Origin of the sequence: Paenibacillus agaridevorans, from assembly GCF_003112455.1 — a bacterium.
In the GTDB taxonomy this organism is placed as follows: Bacteria; Bacillota; Bacilli; order Paenibacillales; family Paenibacillaceae; genus Pristimantibacillus; species Pristimantibacillus agaridevorans.
Genome location: NZ_BDQX01000458.1, coordinates 380,404 through 396,804, shown reverse-complemented (window position 1 = coordinate 396,804; position 16,401 = coordinate 380,404). Strand labels below are relative to the sequence as shown.

The 16,401-nt window shown below is 52.9% G+C and carries 12 protein-coding genes; 10 read left to right on the top strand and 2 right to left on the bottom strand.

Annotated features, from left to right (window positions below; translation table 11 throughout):
- On the top strand, positions 1-660 hold a 660-nt coding region (locus PAT3040_RS35615), incomplete at its 5' end, for a PDZ domain-containing protein (protein WP_219930353.1).
- 104 nt (positions 661-764) lie between these two features.
- Here PAT3040_RS35615 and PAT3040_RS35610 read toward each other — a convergent pair.
- The gene (locus PAT3040_RS35610) at positions 765-2,789 is read right to left on the bottom strand and encodes an LTA synthase family protein (RefSeq protein WP_108996315.1); all 2,025 of its coding nucleotides are present in this window, start codon (positions 2,787-2,789) and stop codon (positions 765-767) included.
- A gap of 1 nt (position 2,790) precedes the next feature.
- Positions 2,791-3,930 (bottom strand): THUMP domain-containing class I SAM-dependent RNA methyltransferase, encoded by a 1,140-nt coding sequence (locus PAT3040_RS35605; RefSeq protein WP_087567230.1) that lies wholly within the window; start codon positions 3,928-3,930, stop codon positions 2,791-2,793.
- Between the two features lie 153 nt (positions 3,931-4,083).
- Here PAT3040_RS35605 and PAT3040_RS35600 point away from each other — a divergent pair, with 153 nt between their 5' ends.
- From PAT3040_RS35600 to PAT3040_RS35560, 9 genes are all read left to right on the top strand, one after another.
- Positions 4,084-4,725, top strand: coding sequence for an O-methyltransferase (locus tag PAT3040_RS35600; RefSeq protein WP_108996314.1), 642 nt, complete (start codon positions 4,084-4,086; stop codon positions 4,723-4,725).
- 113 nt (positions 4,726-4,838) lie between these two features.
- Positions 4,839-5,933, top strand: coding sequence for a bifunctional glycosyltransferase family 2/GtrA family protein (locus tag PAT3040_RS35595; protein WP_108996313.1), 1,095 nt, complete (start codon positions 4,839-4,841; stop codon positions 5,931-5,933).
- Positions 5,933-8,242, top strand: a complete 2,310-nt coding sequence (locus PAT3040_RS35590; protein WP_181377025.1) for a glycosyltransferase family 2 protein — start codon at positions 5,933-5,935, stop codon at positions 8,240-8,242. The genes PAT3040_RS35595 and PAT3040_RS35590 overlap by 1 nt, the downstream gene beginning before the upstream one ends.
- Positions 8,243-8,253: 11 nt before the next feature.
- Entirely contained in the window at positions 8,254-10,116 is a 1,863-nt protein-coding gene (locus PAT3040_RS35585; protein ID WP_108996311.1) for a hypothetical protein, read from the top strand.
- A 242-nt stretch (positions 10,117-10,358) separates the two neighbouring features.
- Positions 10,359-11,432 carry a uroporphyrinogen decarboxylase gene (gene hemE / locus PAT3040_RS35580; protein WP_108996310.1) on the top strand — a complete coding sequence of 358 codons (1,074 nt, stop codon included), beginning with the start codon at positions 10,359-10,361 and terminating at the stop codon, positions 11,430-11,432.
- A complete protein-coding gene (gene hemH / locus PAT3040_RS35575) occupies positions 11,422-12,360 on the top strand; it encodes a ferrochelatase (RefSeq protein ID WP_108996309.1) in 939 nt (312 codons plus the stop codon). Before hemE ends, hemH begins: the two co-directional genes overlap by 11 nt.
- Before the next feature lie 19 nt (positions 12,361-12,379).
- Complete coding sequence (hemY, locus tag PAT3040_RS35570) at positions 12,380-13,798, top strand: protoporphyrinogen oxidase (RefSeq protein ID WP_108996308.1); 1,419 nt, start codon at positions 12,380-12,382, stop codon at positions 13,796-13,798.
- Positions 13,799-13,919: 121 nt separating this feature from the next.
- Positions 13,920-15,257, top strand: coding sequence for a CapA family protein (locus PAT3040_RS35565; RefSeq protein ID WP_108996307.1), 1,338 nt, complete (start codon positions 13,920-13,922; stop codon positions 15,255-15,257).
- A 188-nt stretch (positions 15,258-15,445) separates the two neighbouring features.
- On the top strand, positions 15,446-16,183 hold the full coding sequence (locus PAT3040_RS35560; protein WP_108996306.1) for a glycerophosphodiester phosphodiesterase: 738 nt from the start codon (positions 15,446-15,448) through the stop codon (positions 16,181-16,183).
- Positions 16,184-16,401: the final 218 nt, after the last annotated feature.

Sequence of the window (16,401 nt, the reverse complement as noted above, 5' to 3'; positions counted from 1 at the left end):
GCGGCGGCGATAGCCATGGAAAAGGCGGGGCTCGGCGAGGGAGCCGTGCCGGACGGCGTACGCATCGTGGCCATCGTAAAGGGAAGCCCGGCTGACGGCACCTTGCAAGCGGGCGATATTATTGACGCGCTGGACGGCAGACCGGTTTCCCGAGTAGAGGATCTAATTACGACGATGGAGACGGCGGTCAAGGCGGGTGACGAAGTTCGGGTATCGGTGCGCAGAGGAGCGGCGAAGGAAGAAATTAACGTGCGGGCTGCCGCATCGGAGGATACTCCGGACCGGGCGGTGTTAGGTGTATCCGTACAGACGGAGGTGAAGCTTGACACGCCCAGGATCGTCTCGTACAACGACTACATGGCTCATGTCGGAGGTCCATCGCATGGAGCTATGCTGACTTTGGCTCTGATCGATCAGCTGACGCCCGGCGGCGTAACGAAAGGGCTCCGCATAGCGGGAACGGGAACGATCGAAGCCGACGGCTCGGTCGGCATGGTTGGAGGCATTCCGCAGAAGGCTTATGCCGTGAGTCGAACGGATGCGAATGTATTTTTTGTGCCTCGTGCGGGAGAGGAAGCGGCGAAAGCTGCCGCACCAGGCCTGAATATTGTAGCGGTCGAGCATATCGACGATGTGCTCCAGTGGCTTGAAAACCAATAAAACGGTCCAGCTCGACCGGACAGGACAACAAACGCAAACAAGCTGCACTTTCGGCCGAAGATTCGGCGGAAGCGTGCAGCTTGTTGTTTGTTGTACCAAGTTTATTAACGGGACATCTCGATGGCCTCAACGACGCCGTTCTTGCGGAAAGAAGGGATGAGGTCGCCCGTGACGATCCGATCGGACATGATGAGCGTTTGATCGGCCTCCGCCGTCTTGTCGAGGCAACGCGATACTTCCAACGAACTGCCGCTTGCAATGTCGAAGCAGCGGCCGTTCTTCTGAAGTCCGTCTTCTGGGGGGAAATAATATAACGAATCGTCCCGCCAGGATCCATCGCGTTGTACGACCATTCGCGAAGCTATTTCCGTTTCCGTCAGCAGCGGCATGCCGAGCAAATATTGCCGGCTCGTCGAGATGCCGAGAAGATGCAGCAAGGTCGGCGTCGTATCGAGCTGACCGCCGATGGTATCCCTGATTCCCGCATGCGCGCCATCGGGAAGATGGACCATGAACGGTACGCTTTTCAACGCCACCTCTTGAGTCAACGAATCCGACGGATCGTCGAGGAACCGATCATATAAGCTCCAAACGGGGATGGAGTTGTCGTGATCGCCGTATAAAAGGAATATCGTCGATTCCCACAGCCCTTCGTCCTTCAGTCTGGCGATCAGCTCTCCAAGCGCGGCGTCCGCATAATGCACGGCCTGCAAATAATCGCCCATGATCGTACCTTCAAGTTCCTCGACGTCCAGCTTTTGCTCCTGCTCAGGCATTTTGTACGGATGGTGGCTCGTAAGCGAGATCATAAAAGCATAAAAGGGCGAGTATTCGCCGGAAGCCTTGTTCGTCTCCAAAATTTTATCCATCGACTGCCTGTAGAACGACTTGTCGCCAAGCGACCAGCCCAACCTCTCGTCGAGCTCGTAATGTTTGAGACTGTAGAACGCATCGTACTCCATGTTGTTGTACATCACGTTGCGGTTCCAGAATCCGCCTTGGTACGCGTGAAAGACATTCGCGGAATAGCCGTTTGCCTTCAACGTGCCGGGCAAACAATCGAACTCATGCGATGCATATTGAATGAAGACGGAACCGCTCTTTACGGGGAGCATGGAGCAGCTAGTAGCGAAGTCAGCATCCGAAGTCCTGCCTTGCGCCGTCTGGTGATAGAAGTTTTTGAAAAAGACGCTGTCGTTCATCAGTTCGTTCAGGACCGGCGTAATGGGCTGACCGCCGATGGAGGCGCCAAGCATAAAGTTCTGCAAAGCTTCGACTTGAACCATCAGCACATTGCTCCCGGCGTAAGCGCCGAATAAAGAATCACGCTCCAGCTCTCCCCGAAGACGACCGCGTTCCTCGATCCACTGCTCGGTCTCGGACTTCTGTTCGGCGGTAACAGTCTCCGCGCCGAACCAATTAATAGCAGCATAACGATAGACATCGTAAGCATGGAAGCCCAGTCCGCCGGTGACGTTGTAGATCGTCAAGTTCCACCAATTTTTCTCGAAAAGTCCTTTGGCCCATGTATCCGTTGCATGATTGAGATTGACGGTAAACAGCATGAAGCCAATGGCGAAGGAAACGATCGATGCTCCGATCCGGATTGCGGCTTTCTTCCAGATGAGTCGTCCCGTTGTTTGTTTCGCCCGCAGTATCCCTCGCCCTCTCCAAGCGACGAAGACGGCGAACGGCAATACAAGGAACATATCCGCGAACAACCAGAAGTCGTAGGCGCTAAGCAGCGAAGAGATGCTGTCGCCAAGCGACTCCACCTGCCCAAGCTGCAGCAGCACCGGTACCGTAATGAGATCCTGGAAGTAACGGTAATAGATGACGTCCGAGAAGAGGAGGAAGGACAGGAGCAGGTTCAACGCTGCGAGAGCGACGATACGCCACCGGGTAGGGAGCAGCAGCGTCCAGAAGGCGATCAGCAGAACGGCGCCTGTCTCGATGATGGCATCCGTGCGGGTCATATCCATATATTGCACGGACAGCAGCGTTGAGAAGAAGTACAGCTTCCATACCATCGCGCCGGCGAACAAAATAAAATCGGCCACTGCCAGGCGATCCAGCCAGCCGAGAACCCATGCGAGGAGGCGGCCGAAGCCGCCGCTTCTGACAATCATATCATCTCTCCCTCGGCGGCAAAGGTCCGAAGAAGGAGTAAAAGTCGCATTGAATGCGGCCGTTGAACAGCTTGCGTTTCTTGTCCGCCTTCCTGCCCATATAATGCTCCACCTGCGTAGACGGGCTGATGGCGAATATGGACCATGTCGGATAATGCAGGGATGTCAGACCGAACTGGCGAAGGGCGGCTTCCGCTTGCGCATCGTCGCCCAATCGTTCGCCGTAGGGCGGATTCGTCAGTATAACGCCATAGTCGCCTGGCGGCTTCGCCTTGGAGACGGGCGTGACGCTCAGCTTGATGTCCTTGGCGAAGCCCGCGCGTTTCACTGCAGCTTCGGCGATCTCGATTGCATAAGGGTCGATGTCGGAGCCGAAGATCTGCAGCGGCACGTCATCGCGTACGGCATCGTATGCTTCGTCTCGAGCGTTACTCCACATCTCTTCCGTCAATTGCGGCCATTTTTCGCTGACGAAGCTGCGGCGGAGTCCCGGCGCGATATTCCAGCCGATCATGGCGGCTTCGACGAGGAAGGTGCCGGATCCGCAGAAGGGATCGTACAGCGGTCTCTCGGGGCGCCAGCGGCTAAGCTGGACTAGCGCGGCCGCCATCGTCTCGCGAATCGGCGCTTCCGTCGACGCCAGGCGATAGCCCCGTCTGTGAAGGCCCGAGCCGGATGTATCCAGCGTGAGAAGCGCTTCGTCGTTCAACAATGTAATTTCGATCTCGTATTTCGGTCCGTCCTCGGGGAACCACTCCGATCCGTACCTGCCTTTAAGCGACTCGACGACGGCTTTTTTTACGACGCCTTGCACGGCAGGGACGCTTGTTAACTGAGACTTCTGGGACCTCCCGTTGACGGGGAATTCTCCATCGGCCGTAATCCAGGAGGACCAGTCCAGCGCCTTCGTACCTTCGAACAGCTCGTCGAAGGTCGTCGCCTTGAAGCGGCCCATATTGATCAGCACGCGGCCGGCGGAGCGCAGCCACAGATTGGCGCGAGGGATATCCTCGGGTCCGCCGGTGAAGTTTACGCGACCGTTTTCGGTGTGCGTATCCTCGTAACCCAGCTCCTTCAGCTCGCGGGCGACGACAGCTTCGAGTCCCATGGGTGCGGTGGCGATTAATTGCAATTTGCTCATGAATGAACACTCATTTCCGAATTGATATCGAACGGGTGGCCTTACAGCATGGTGGCCATCGCCGTTTCTTGTCACGAATCCTATAAAAACGTACAATTAAGTATAGGACAAATTGCGACAATTTTACAAATCGAAAATAGAGGAGAGTGCAGAATGTCGGACATCGAACAATACGTCGACGGTCTCTATGAGACGGATGCCGTGCTAACGCGGGTGAAGGAGGGCATTGCGGCCGAAGGGATGCCTTCGATCTCGATCGCGGAGGGTTATGGCCGACTGCTGACGCTTCTCGTGCGGATGAGCGGAGCCGAGAAGGTGCTGGAGATCGGAGCGCTTGGCGGCTACAGCGGCATCTGCCTGGCACGCGGAATGGAAGGGAAGGAAGGCGGGGGTTCGCTGGTGTCTCTTGAGCTGCTGCAGCCGTATGCCGATGTGGCAGCTCGCCATTTGGCAGAAGCCGGTTATGACGGTATCGCGGAGTATATCGTTGGCGATGCAAAAGAAAGTTTGGCGAGGCTCAAGGAGCAAGGCCGTAAATTCGACTTCTTCTTTATCGATGCGGACAAAGAAGGATATCCCATCTATCTTGACTATGCGTTGGAGCTCGCGCTGCCCGGAGCGCTCATCGTAGCCGACAACATTTTGCTGCGGGGACGCACGACGGATGCAGCCAAGCAAGGGCCGGCGGTTCAGGCGGTGAGGTCGTTCAATGAAAAAATCGCGAGGGACGTCAGGCTGGAGAGCACGATACTTCCCGGCTATGACGGGCTGGCGATTGCAAGGGTGCGCGGCTAATGCGCATACGCATCACATCAACGTTTCAGGTACTAGTAATTCGTTTACTATATACTACACACCGTATTTCATCATAGATTTTGTCAGAGTATATCGAATTGAGGTTTAATAAGATGACCTTGGGGGAACAAAAAGGCGAAACAATTATCCTTATTCCGTCGCTTGAGCCAGATGAGAGGCTGTTGCTCTATGTACAGCAATTACGAGAATACGGCCTTAACAATATTGTTATTTTGGACGACGGTTCTGGCGAGGAATTTCAGTGGATTTTCCGTGAGCTTAGCGAGAAAGGATGCATTCTGCTTCGTCATATGGAAAATCAGGGGAAGGGTTCTGCGCTTAAGACCGGCTTTCATTATATTGAACGGCACTTCCACGAGATAGCCTGCGTTGTCACTGCGGATTCCGACGGACAACACGCTGCAGAAGATGTATATCGGATCGCAGAAGAAGCGTTGCTCCGTCCTGAAGCGCTCATTCTCGGGGTAAGGAACTTTAGCGAGGGAGGAATACCGCCCAAGTCTTTGCTGGGCAATCGGGTTACCTCCGTTATGTTTGCCATGCTTTACGGCAAACGGCTCACGGATACCCAGACAGGGCTTCGTGCCTTTGGCCCGCAGTTGCTTGCATTTATGCAAGGGGTTAACGGCTCTCGATTTGAATACGAGCTGCAAATGCTCATTTCCTGTGTCCAATCCGGCGTACCGATTCATACTCTCCCGATTCAAGTCATTTACGAGAACAGGAACGCGGGGACTCATTTTAAACCGCTCCGCGACAGTGCCCGGGTGATGAGGGTTTTGGTCTCCAGTTTTGTGCGATTTATTTCCTCTTCGCTTGCCGGCTCCGTAGTCGATTTAGGATTAGCGTGGCTGTTGCTTGATTTATTAAAACCCGTGCTTGGGGAGCAGGACTATATACGGATTTTATTGGCGACGACGATCGCAAGAGTTTTCTCCATCCTGGTCAACTACTTGCTAAATAAACATTTTGTATTCCGCCAAGAGGATAGCCGCGGAAGTTTATGGCGCTATTTGACGTTATGCGCGTTCGTCATATTGATTTCCAGTACCGGTGTATATTTCTTTCATACGTTGTTCTTAATGAGTGAAAAAATAGCTAAACTCATCTGTGATGCCATGTTGTTCCTGCTCAGCTTTCAGATGCAGCGGCGATGGGTATTTGCAGCGAGGAGGCAGCGTTCGTAGTGCAAAATGAAAAACGGCAAAATATTCTGTTCGTCGCCACGATGATTCTGATGTCCATCTATTTGTTATGGCGCATGATTTTTACGTTGCCATGGGATCAGGGTTTCTGGAATATGGTTTTCGGCATCCTGCTGATTGCAGCTGAGACGGTAACGGTGCTGACTACCTTCGAATTATTTCTTCAGAAGATGCAAAAAAAACATACACAGCTAGACTTCCCGAACATTGCGCCCGAGCATTATCCGGATGTAGATGTGTTCATTGCTACGCATAATGAACCGGTCGATCTGTTGTACAAAACCGTCAACGCGTGTACTTTTATGGACTATCCGGACAAGCAAAAGGTTCATATTTATTTATGCGACGACGGAGGACGACCCGAGGTCGAGGAGCTTGCCAGACAATTTGGAGTCGGATATCTTGGATTTCCTGAAAACACGGAAGCAAAATCCGGCAATTTGAATCATGCGCTGAGCAAAACCTCCTCTCCGCTCATTGCTACTTTTGATGCGGATATGATTCCGCAACATACTTTTCTAATGAAGACCGTTCCGTATTTCCTGGTCCCCGAGTTGACTGAAGACAATAGGCAATGGCTCCTTCGCACGGAGAAGAAACGGAGCGACAAGTCTAAATCGGGGAGACGCAGGTTGAAATTAGGGCTGGTTCAAACTCCCCAAAGTTTCTACAATCCGGATTTATTTCAATTCAACCTCTATGCGGAACAGGGCATTCCGAACGAGCAGGATTTTTTCTCGAGAGAGGTTAATATTTTGCGCAACGCCTCCAATGCAGTTGCCTATACAGGGAGCAACACGGTCATATCCCGGAAGGCCATGGAGGAGATCGGCGGTTTCCCTCTAAAGACGATCACCGAGGATTTTGAGACGAGTATCCGTTTGCAGCAAGCAGGATATATTACGTATGCGACTCAGGAGGTTCAGGCCGCAGGGCTGACCACGACAACGATTCAGAGCATGATTAAGCAGCGTATCCGCTGGGCGAGAGGCATTCTTCAAAGTTTGCAGAATACCCGTGCCATCTTCTCCAGGAAGCTTGCCTTCTGGACGAGAATTACCTATTTGAGCAGCTTCTTGTACTGGTGGTCCTTTTTTAATCGGTTGATTTTTATTATGGCTCCCATTTTATTCGCGCTGTTCGACTTCCAAATCGTAAATGTGAGCTTCTGGCAAATTTTGATTTTTTGGCTCCCGTCCTATTTCTGCTACAGCATGTCGATGCGTTATCTATCCAGCAATATTCGCAATCAGCGTTGGAGTCAAGTCATCGATACGATTTTTATGCCGTATCTGATTGTACCTGTATTACTTGAAACCTTGCACATCCATGAAAGGAAGTTCAAGGTGACAAACAAAAAAAAGGCCGCCGATCGACAATGGATGACCTCCCTGTTGTATGCCCTTCCGCATCTCTTCCTTCTTTTGTTGTCGGTTGCGGCGCTCCTTCGGTATGTGCATGGCAAGTATGGCCTTGCGCTATTTTACAGCAGTATCATCGTTTTCTGGTTGGTTTATAATATGATCGCTTTATGTTATGCTCTGTTCTTTATGATCGGGCGCCGCGCTTATCGGGAGACGGAGCGTATTCGGGCGCAAGAGGATGTAGTCATCCAATACAAAGAGAATAATCTGCGTTATGAGGCCCGGACCGTAGATGTATCGGAACATGGTATTGCCCTGTACGTTTCCCAACCCATTTATTTGCCACCGGAGTCTACGATTTCTCTGAACGTGAAGACCGAGCGGTATGAGGCGAATCTGAATGCAGTCATCGTCAACGTGAAGAAGGACGGGGAGGGCTGGCGCTATTCGGTAAAAGTTCAGCCGCTCTCCGAGATGGACAAGCGCCAATTCATGCAAATCATTTATGACCGGAAACACTCCTTGCCGGAGCAGTTAAATCTCTGGGATACGGCTTATGACGATATGGTTCGTAATGTGCAAAGACGCGTGATCCAGCCGTTCTCGAATCAGAGGAATATGCCGAGAATTCCGATTCAGTGTCCAGTCGTTTTTACCAATGGAGATCGTTGTACGCTGCGCAGCTTTAATTTCCTGTTTTTTTCCGCCACCGACTTCCAGGGCGATACGACGACCGGGGGGCTGGTTACTTTTTATACAAAAAGCAATATTGAAGTCATCCTGCAGCATACGCGGAAAACGAGATCCCGACGTGACGATATGCTTCTCTCGGTCGTCAATATTGACGATCTTGCGGAGCGAGGTCTTATCGATCAGATGCTTGATGATTTGATGCAATCGCAATCCGAGAGTGCAACTGAGGATTAGGAGAGATAGAAATGCTGATCACGCTTCAGATTTTAATGGGAGCCCTTCTGGTATCCTCCTTTCTGGGTTACATGCTGTTTGTTCGAAAAACACTTTCAATGCGATGGGAGTTTATCCCTGTATTCGTGTTTTCATCGATTGCCTGCGTTGTTTTTGTTGGCGGGTTGGCAGGGCAGCTCTTTGCGGTCAGCCTTGCCGTTATGATTCTAGGTGTGCTTGCGTTTGCTTTGAGTGTATTTGTCTGGTCGCGACGAGCGGATTCAATTCGGTTTTCCTTGTCCATATTCCAGTTTTCCTTTTTGGCAGGGAGCCTTGTTTTTTTGCTGGTGCTCTTCCAGAACCAATTGACGCATTACGATAATTTCTCCCACTGGGCGATAGTCTTGAAGGTGATGTTAAGTACGGATGCCTTTCCGACGCCGGCATCGGATCTCATTGATTTCAAAAACTATCCGCTTGGCATCTCGTCTTTTCTCTATTATGTGTGCCGTTTTGCGGGACATGCCCAATCGGTAATGTTATTAGCGCAAGGACTGCTTGTTTTTTCCTGTTTCTATGCCATGTTTGGCATTATTTCCGAGAAGAGACGTTTTCTCCTGTATGCTTTTTTAGGGTTAGGCCTTTCCGTGCTGTCCTTCTTCAATATTACGATTCGCATCACCAATCTGTTGGTGGACTTCTTGCTCCCGGTTTATACGCTAGCCATATTCGCGATTGTTTATCAGTATCGAAATAACCTGAAGCGGGCATGTTTGGTCGTGCTACCGCTTGCAGGACTACTGACGGTCACGAAAAGCACCGGCATTATTTTTGCGGCAGTCGGGTTGATCTTCCTAATCTATACATGGCTGACTCATTGGAATAAACCTGTCTGGAAAAACGCGATTGCCTTAGCCGGACTGATCTGCGGGTCCTTGCTTCCGTATTTCGGATGGAATTGGCGTATGGCGACCGTTTTCCAGGGGGTGAAAAATAAATTCGACGTTGCTTCCTCTGGTCTGCAGAATACGGAGACGGGAAAAACCCCGGAGCAAATGCAGGACATTATTTCACTATTTCTAAGATCCAGCACCGATCTGATGACAAGACCGGCGATGGGGATTGTTGCCTTTGAACTCATAGCTATCGTTGCTTCCGTGATTGCGGCTGTCGTGCTGAAGAAACGATGGAACTTGTGGAAAGCGCTGATTGCCCTTAATATCGTATTGTTGTTGTATTATGCCGGGATTCTGGGGTTGTATCTCTACTCCATGCCGCTCGATGAGGCGATTTGGCTGGCCGGATTTGAACGTTATGCCTCGAGTATTGTAGTACTCTTCGTCGGCGGCCTGGTGTTGTGCGCTACAGTGGATATGGAGCGTTCCTTTCATTATAAAATTGGCGAGTTGCCCGACTATCGTGCATTTAAAAGCGTCAAAACAAAAGGATATTACCAAAAAGGAATTATGGCTTGTACGGCTATAGCCGTCATCTTGCTGTTGTCCGAATACAATGGCATCCTCTCCATTGCAAAAAGCTACGAATCTACGCTTCCGCACAAAATAAAAACGGTGGCCGGCGACAGGTGGTATGAAAGCGGCCAAGAGGATAGCGGTAAATATCTGATGTACGCATCGGACACGGATCAGCAAATAACGAATTACTACATGCAATATGTAGGGAAGTATTTTTTATATGCCCCGAATGTAGACGGGATCTGTTGTTTCTATGAAGATAACATGGACAATCTTCTTAGCGGTTACGATTATCTCGTTGTCGTAGAGAGCGATTCCGAAGGGAAAAGGTTGTTTGACAAACATTATGGAGTCGATATGAAAACAGGAATCTACCGAATCGATCGTTCCGGGGAACAGGTGGAACTTACGCTGCTTTGAGGACGTACATGAAATAAATTGTAAGGTTGAGCAACGGAAGAAAGCGGAGCGCAGGTGTGCAAGGGAGACGACGTTCTCTAGCGCTCTGCGCTCTTCAATTGTTTTCTCACGCAATCTTCATGCAGCGGCGGGCCCGATTGTCATACTATTGTCATAGGAAGAGATGTTACGGCGGTTGTTAGGGTTTGGGAAAAAGGGCATAATGGAAAGCAGATGAAATTACATAGAAATGGGGAACGGGAATGTCTTATAACGACCGTTTCATACGGGCGAGCCGGAAGGAACAAGTTGACCGAGTGCCAGTATGGTACATGAGGCAGGCGGGACGGTACGATCCGGATTATCGCAAAATCAAAGAAAAATATTCGCTTCTCGAAATATGCAAACAGCCGGAATTGGCGGCGGAAGTGACAATGATGCCGATCCGCAAGCTGGGCGTGGATGCGGCCATTCTGTATTCCGATATTATGAATCCCGTGGCGTCGATCGGCATCGATTTCGACATCGTGGCCAACGTCGGTCCGGTCATCCATAATCCCATCCGTTCGGCTGCGGATGTGGCAAGGCTTACGCCTATCGACGTGGAAGGCGATCTCGGGCATGTGCTGGAGACGATTCGGATTCTGGACAAGGAGCTTGAAGTTCCGCTTATCACGTTTGCGGGAGCGCCGTTTACGATTGCGAGCTACTTAATCGAAGGAAGACCGTCGAAGAATTATCTGCGAACCAAAGAGCTGATGTACAGCGAACCAGCCGTATGGCACGAGCTGATGCAGAAGCTTGGAGACATGGTCATCGCCTATTTGCGGGCGCATATCGCGAACGGCGGCAAGGCGTTCCAGCTGTTCGACAGCTGGGTAGGAGCGCTGTCTCCGGCGGATTTCCGCAAGTTTGTTCTGCCGACAATCGAGCGGATCTTCGCGGAACTGTCGGATCTTCCGCAGCCGAAAATTTATTTCCCAGGCGTCAGCTCGGGCGAGCTGCTGCCGGAGCTTCACAGCGTGCAGGCAGACGTCATTGGACTGGACTGGCGTGTATCCATCGAAGAAGGAAGACGCAGGCTGGCGGGCCGCACAGCGGTGCAAGGCAACCTCGACCCGACTATTTTGACGGCCCCTATGTCCGTCATCGAATCATATGCGGCGGAAATTATCGATCAGGGCATCTCGGAGCCTGGTTTTATTTTTAACCTGGGACATGGTCTGTTCCCTGAGGCCTCTCTGGAGAAGCTGGCCGAATTGACGGGATTTATCCATACGTATTCCGAGAGGGCGATCGCTGAGAGAAACAAGGAGGGGTCAGGCAATGTCGGATAACGGCAACAAGATCGGCGTGCTCGTGATGTCTTACGGAACGCCGGAATCGATGGACGATGTGGAAGCTTACTATACCCATATTAGACGCGGACATGCGCCAACGCCTGAGCAGCTCGCGGAGCTGACAGATCGTTACGAAGCGATCGTAGGCGGCGTATTCCCGCTCCGTGAAAATACGAACAGCCAGGTAGCGGGTTTGCAGGACAAGCTCGAGACGATGGCTCCAGGGCAATATGTCTGCTACCAAGGGCTTAAGCACGCGCGTCCGTACATCGAGGATGGCGTGGAAGCGATGGCCAAGGACGGCATCAAGCAGGCAGTAGCCATCGTGCTTGCCCCGCACTATTCGACGATGAGTATTGGCAGCTATATGAAACGGGCGCAAGCCAAGGCGGACGAGCTTGGCATAGAGTTGGCAACCGTTGAAAGCTATCACCTGCATCCCAAGCTGATCTCCGCGTTTACCGATCGCGTAAAGAACGGATTGAAGAAACTATCCGTATCCAGCGGCGGCGAGGCGCCGGTGCGCGTATTGTTTAGCGCCCATAGTTTGCCGGAGAAAATTCGCGAGCTTGGCGATCCATACGAGAAGCAGCTGATGGAAACATCGGCGGCGGTAGCGGAAGCTGCAGAGGTGAAGGATTGGCAATTCACGTGGCAAAGCGCGGGCCGGACGAGAGAGCCATGGCTGGGTCCGGATATTCTGGAGACGATGGCGGCCCTTGGCGAAGAAGGTGTAAAGGCGATACTGGTGGCGCCGGTCGGATTCGTATCGGATCATCTGGAGGTGCTGTACGATCTGGACATCGAAGCCAAAGCGGAAGCGGCCAAGCTTGGCATGACGCTGGAGCGAATCGCCATGCTAAACAAGGATCCACTCTACATGGAGACGCTCGCGGAGTCGGTTGTCGCGGCGTTAAAGGTATAATTGAAAGGATGAAATAGAGATGCGGAGTACAGATACGATTGATCGAATTGTCATTATTGGCGGGGGGATCAGCGGACTGAGCTCCGCTTTTTATTTGCAGCGGGAAGCGGAGCGGCAAGGCAGGGAGATCGCCATTACGGTAGTGGAAGGAGCCCCGGCCTTCGGCGGGAAAATAAATACGCTGCAACGGGACGGCTTCGTCATCGAAAAGGGACCGGATTCATTCCTGGCCCGCAAGCAAGCCATCATCGATCTGGCGAAGGAGCTTGGGCTGGAGGGCGAGCTGACGGCGACGAACCCGGCGGCCAAAAAAACGTATATTTTGTTCCGCAAGAAGCTGTACCCCATGCCTCCTGGATTAGTTCTGGGCGTACCTACGGAAATTATGCCGTTCGCGAAGACGGGATTGCTGTCATGGGGAGGCAAGCTGCGCGCGCTGATGGATCTGGTGCTGCCCGCGAGGCCGGCGAACGGCGATGAATCGCTCGGCGGTTTCATGGAGCGCCGCGTCGGCACGGAGGTTATGCGCCGGATCGCGGAGCCGTTGCTGGCGGGCATCTATGCGGGCGACCTCAAGAAGCTGAGCCTGAAGGCCACGTTTCCGCAGTTCGCGGAATCGGAGCGGAAGCACGGCAGCCTTATTCGCGGCATGCAGAGCAATCGCAAAGCGACGGCGGCAGCAACGACGGCGACCGCAAAGGGAGGTACGTTTCTGACGTTTAAGCGCGGACTGAGCACGCTGGTAGAAGCGTTGGTAAATGCACTGAAAAGAGGCGGCGTGGAGCTGCGTTCCGGCGTTTTGACGGAGCGCATCGAGAAGCGGGATGACCGCTATGATGTCGTGTTGGCCAGCGGTGAGACGCTGTCTGCCGACCGGATCGTAGTGACGACTCCGGCCTATGCGGCTGCAGATCTGCTGGAGAACCTCGCGGAGGTCGGCGAGCTGCGCGGCGTACGGTACGTATCCGTCGCCAATGTCGTCATGGCGTTCGACAAGGAGACGTTCGGACTTGATTTCGACGGCTCGGGGTTCGTAGTGCCTCGTTCGGAGGGGCTGCACATTACGGCCTGCACCTGGACGTCAAGCAAGTGGCTGCACTCGAGTCCGAAGGACAAAGTGCTGCTGCGCTGTTATGTGGGGCACTCGGAGGATCAGGAGAGCGTCAAGCTTCCGGATGACGAGCTGATCGCCGCCGTAAGAAGGGATATCCGGGAAACGATGGGGATAGCGGCGGAGCCGTTATTCACTGAGATTACGAGATTAAATCAATCCATGCCGCAATACCCGGTAGGCCATGTTGAGCGTATGAACGATCTTCGTCATCGCCTGAGCGAGAAGGCGCCCGGCATCTGGGTGACAGGCGCTGCATTCGACGGCGTCGGTTTGCCGGATTGCATCCGCCAAGGCAAGGAAGCGGCCAAGCATATACTTGGTTGAAGCTGCTTGTCCCTGCCAAAATGATAGAATTCTGTTTCGCATACGAGAGAATAGATTGTATAATGAAGGAAAACGGATATGATGGCGCATCTATTCTTATTCGTTGCGAAGGAGAAAACCTATGCCATTGTCTAGATCCGAATCTCGCAGGAAAATGAAAGATACAAGAAGGAAACGGCAACGTAGATCTCTTATAGCGACATTGATCGTTGGCGGCGGATTAATTGGCGGCATGGGAGGCTGGATGCTCTTCGGTGGCGGAAACGAGTTTCTCGGAGATAAAGGATTGTTGCCTGACTGGATTGCCGATACAAACAAGGGCGGGGCCGAGGGTGTTGTCGATGGCGCCGGCAATGAAGGAGCACCGAATTCGGACAATTCCGGGGCAAAAGGCGAAGAGGGGAAAAACGTTGATCAGCCTGATGCCACGGCTCCGCAGCAGGCCGAGACGGATGCGCCGGCCGCAACCACGCTGCCTGCTTCCGGTGAAGGCGACGGCAACGCAGTGTCGGATGGCGAAGCCGTAACGATGTCATTTGTCGGGGATATGCTGCCGGGAGAATATTTATACCCGCTCATGAAACAGCATGGCTTTGATTATCCGTACCGCAACGCGCTGCTTTACTTAAGCGAGCCGGATATTACGGCAGGCAACCTGGAGCTTCCGATCACGCTGGGAGGAACGCCGATCGAGGGTACGCCTTACGTATACAAAGGGCATCCCGAGGTGCTGCCCTCCATCAAGGACGCAGGCTTCGACGTATTAAGCCTTGCGAACAACCACGCGATGGATCAAGGCGCGGAAGGCATGCTGGATACGATCCGTTATTTGAAAGAAGCCGATTTGGGTTATATGGGTACGGGCAGTAACGACAAGGAAGCTTTCGAGCCGCATTATGTGGAGGCCAAAGGTCTTCGAGTCGCATTCGTCGGACTAAGCCGCGTTATCCCTTACACGGAGCTCAAGGCAGACCGCCATACGCCAGGCATAGCGGAGACTTATGATACGACGCGTGCCGTCGCGGCTATTAAGCACGCCGAGGAGAACGCGGATCTTGTCGTTGTTATGGCGCACTGGGGCGAGGACCTCGCTGACAAGCCGGTCGATTACCAAAAGAGCAACGCCAGAACGTATATCGATGCGGGAGCCGATCTTGTCATCGGAGCCCATCCGCATGTGCTGCAGGGATTTGAGATGTATAAAGGCAAATGGATTGCATACAGTTTAGGAAACTTTATTTTTTCTGCGTATCCGAAGGGAACGGGAGCAGAGACGGGCATTCTGGACGCCTCCTGCAACAAGAAAGGCGATTGCGAGCTGAAATTCAACCCCATGATCGTTATCCAAGGCCAGCCGACTCCGTTGGAGGGCGATGCCGCTGCAACGCTGCTTGACCGACTGACCTCTATCTCCTTTGGCGCGAGGCTGGAGCAGGATGGACGGCTTGTAGCGCAATAGAGATAGAGGTCGGCATGCTGCTGGAAGTAGAGGGCTGTATGTCCGTGGGGATGCATCAGGAGAAGACAGAGTGAGCAAGTAGTTAGCTGGGATGCTTCAGGAGCAGACAGAGCGAGCAGGAAGTCCGTCGTGACGCATCACGAATAGACACAAAGAGCGGCTAAGCTGCTGGGAGAGGAAGATGTTACATGCGCAATCCGTGCGTCGCGCATCGGGGCTGGTCGGGCCGCGCGCCGGAGAACACCATGTCCGCTATACGGATGGCGCTGGAAGCGCCGGATGTCGAATGGATGGAGATTGACGTGCAATTATCCAAGGACTCTGTTCCTGTTGTTATTCATGATTATACGCTTCGCCGTACGACGAACGGCCGCGGAGACGTTCGAAGCTGGACGGCAGCCGAGCTCGCATCGCTGGATGCGGGCAGGTGGTTCAGCTCCACATTTAAAGGCGAGAGTATTCCGATGTTGGAGGAAGTCCTTCGCGAAACAAAGGGACGCTGCAAGCTGAATATTGAACTGAAAACGGACGGCATTCGTTACCCGCATATCGAGGAGGCCGTTCTGGAATGTATCGCCAAGCATGGCGCCTCCGAAGAGGTTGTATTGACCTCCTTCCACGCAGGGACGCTGCACCGCGTAAGGAAATTATCGAGAACGATCAGAACGGGCCTTATTCTGGATGCCTGGCGGAACACGCTTATTTATGAGCTGGGCGAGCTCGGCTGCGATTTCCTTTCGATTGGTTATTCTAGGTTAAACAAGGATCGGCTGGCCCAGCTTAAGGAAGCCGGCATCCAGACGATGGCTTGGACGGCTAACGACAAAAGGAGCATTCGCAAGCTGTCTTCTCTGGATCCAAAGCTGCTCATTTGCACCAATTTCCCCGACCGCTGGCGAGAAGTTATGGGTGTGGGAGTCAACTGATCAACAAAGTGCCTTGCCGGATGCAGCAGAAAGATGAGGCAATGCATGTCCTGGAGGTATGAGCAATGGTTGGATGGATCGACGAATGGTGGATGAGGCTGCTTGCCGGCTTGCTCGGCAGCGGCTTTTGCGCGTTTGCCGCGTACAAGGCCCGTTCCTTGTCGGTGTCGGGCGCATGGTCGGCCGTTACAATGGGGACGGGTTTTATCGTGCTCGGC

What these genes read in the sequence shown, in the direction of transcription:
- PAT3040_RS35610 (WP_108996315.1), bottom strand. Translation starts at nt 2,789, where the DNA reads ATGATTGTCAGAAGCGGCGGCTTCGGCCGCCTCCTCGCATGGGTTCTC.
- PAT3040_RS35605 (WP_087567230.1), bottom strand. Translation starts at nt 3,930, where the DNA reads ATGAGCAAATTGCAATTAATCGCCACCGCACCCATGGGACTCGAAGCT.
- PAT3040_RS35600 (WP_108996314.1), top strand. Translation starts at nt 4,084, where the DNA reads ATGTCGGACATCGAACAATACGTCGACGGTCTCTATGAGACGGATGCC.
- PAT3040_RS35595 (WP_108996313.1), top strand. Translation starts at nt 4,839, where the DNA reads ATGACCTTGGGGGAACAAAAAGGCGAAACAATTATCCTTATTCCGTCG.
- PAT3040_RS35585 (WP_108996311.1), top strand. Translation starts at nt 8,254, where the DNA reads ATGCTGATCACGCTTCAGATTTTAATGGGAGCCCTTCTGGTATCCTCC.
- hemE (WP_108996310.1), top strand. Translation starts at nt 10,359, where the DNA reads ATGTCTTATAACGACCGTTTCATACGGGCGAGCCGGAAGGAACAAGTT.
- hemH (WP_108996309.1), top strand. Translation starts at nt 11,422, where the DNA reads ATGTCGGATAACGGCAACAAGATCGGCGTGCTCGTGATGTCTTACGGA.
- hemY (WP_108996308.1), top strand. Translation starts at nt 12,380, where the DNA reads ATGCGGAGTACAGATACGATTGATCGAATTGTCATTATTGGCGGGGGG.
- PAT3040_RS35565 (WP_108996307.1), top strand. Translation starts at nt 13,920, where the DNA reads ATGCCATTGTCTAGATCCGAATCTCGCAGGAAAATGAAAGATACAAGA.
- PAT3040_RS35560 (WP_108996306.1), top strand. Translation starts at nt 15,446, where the DNA reads ATGCGCAATCCGTGCGTCGCGCATCGGGGCTGGTCGGGCCGCGCGCCG.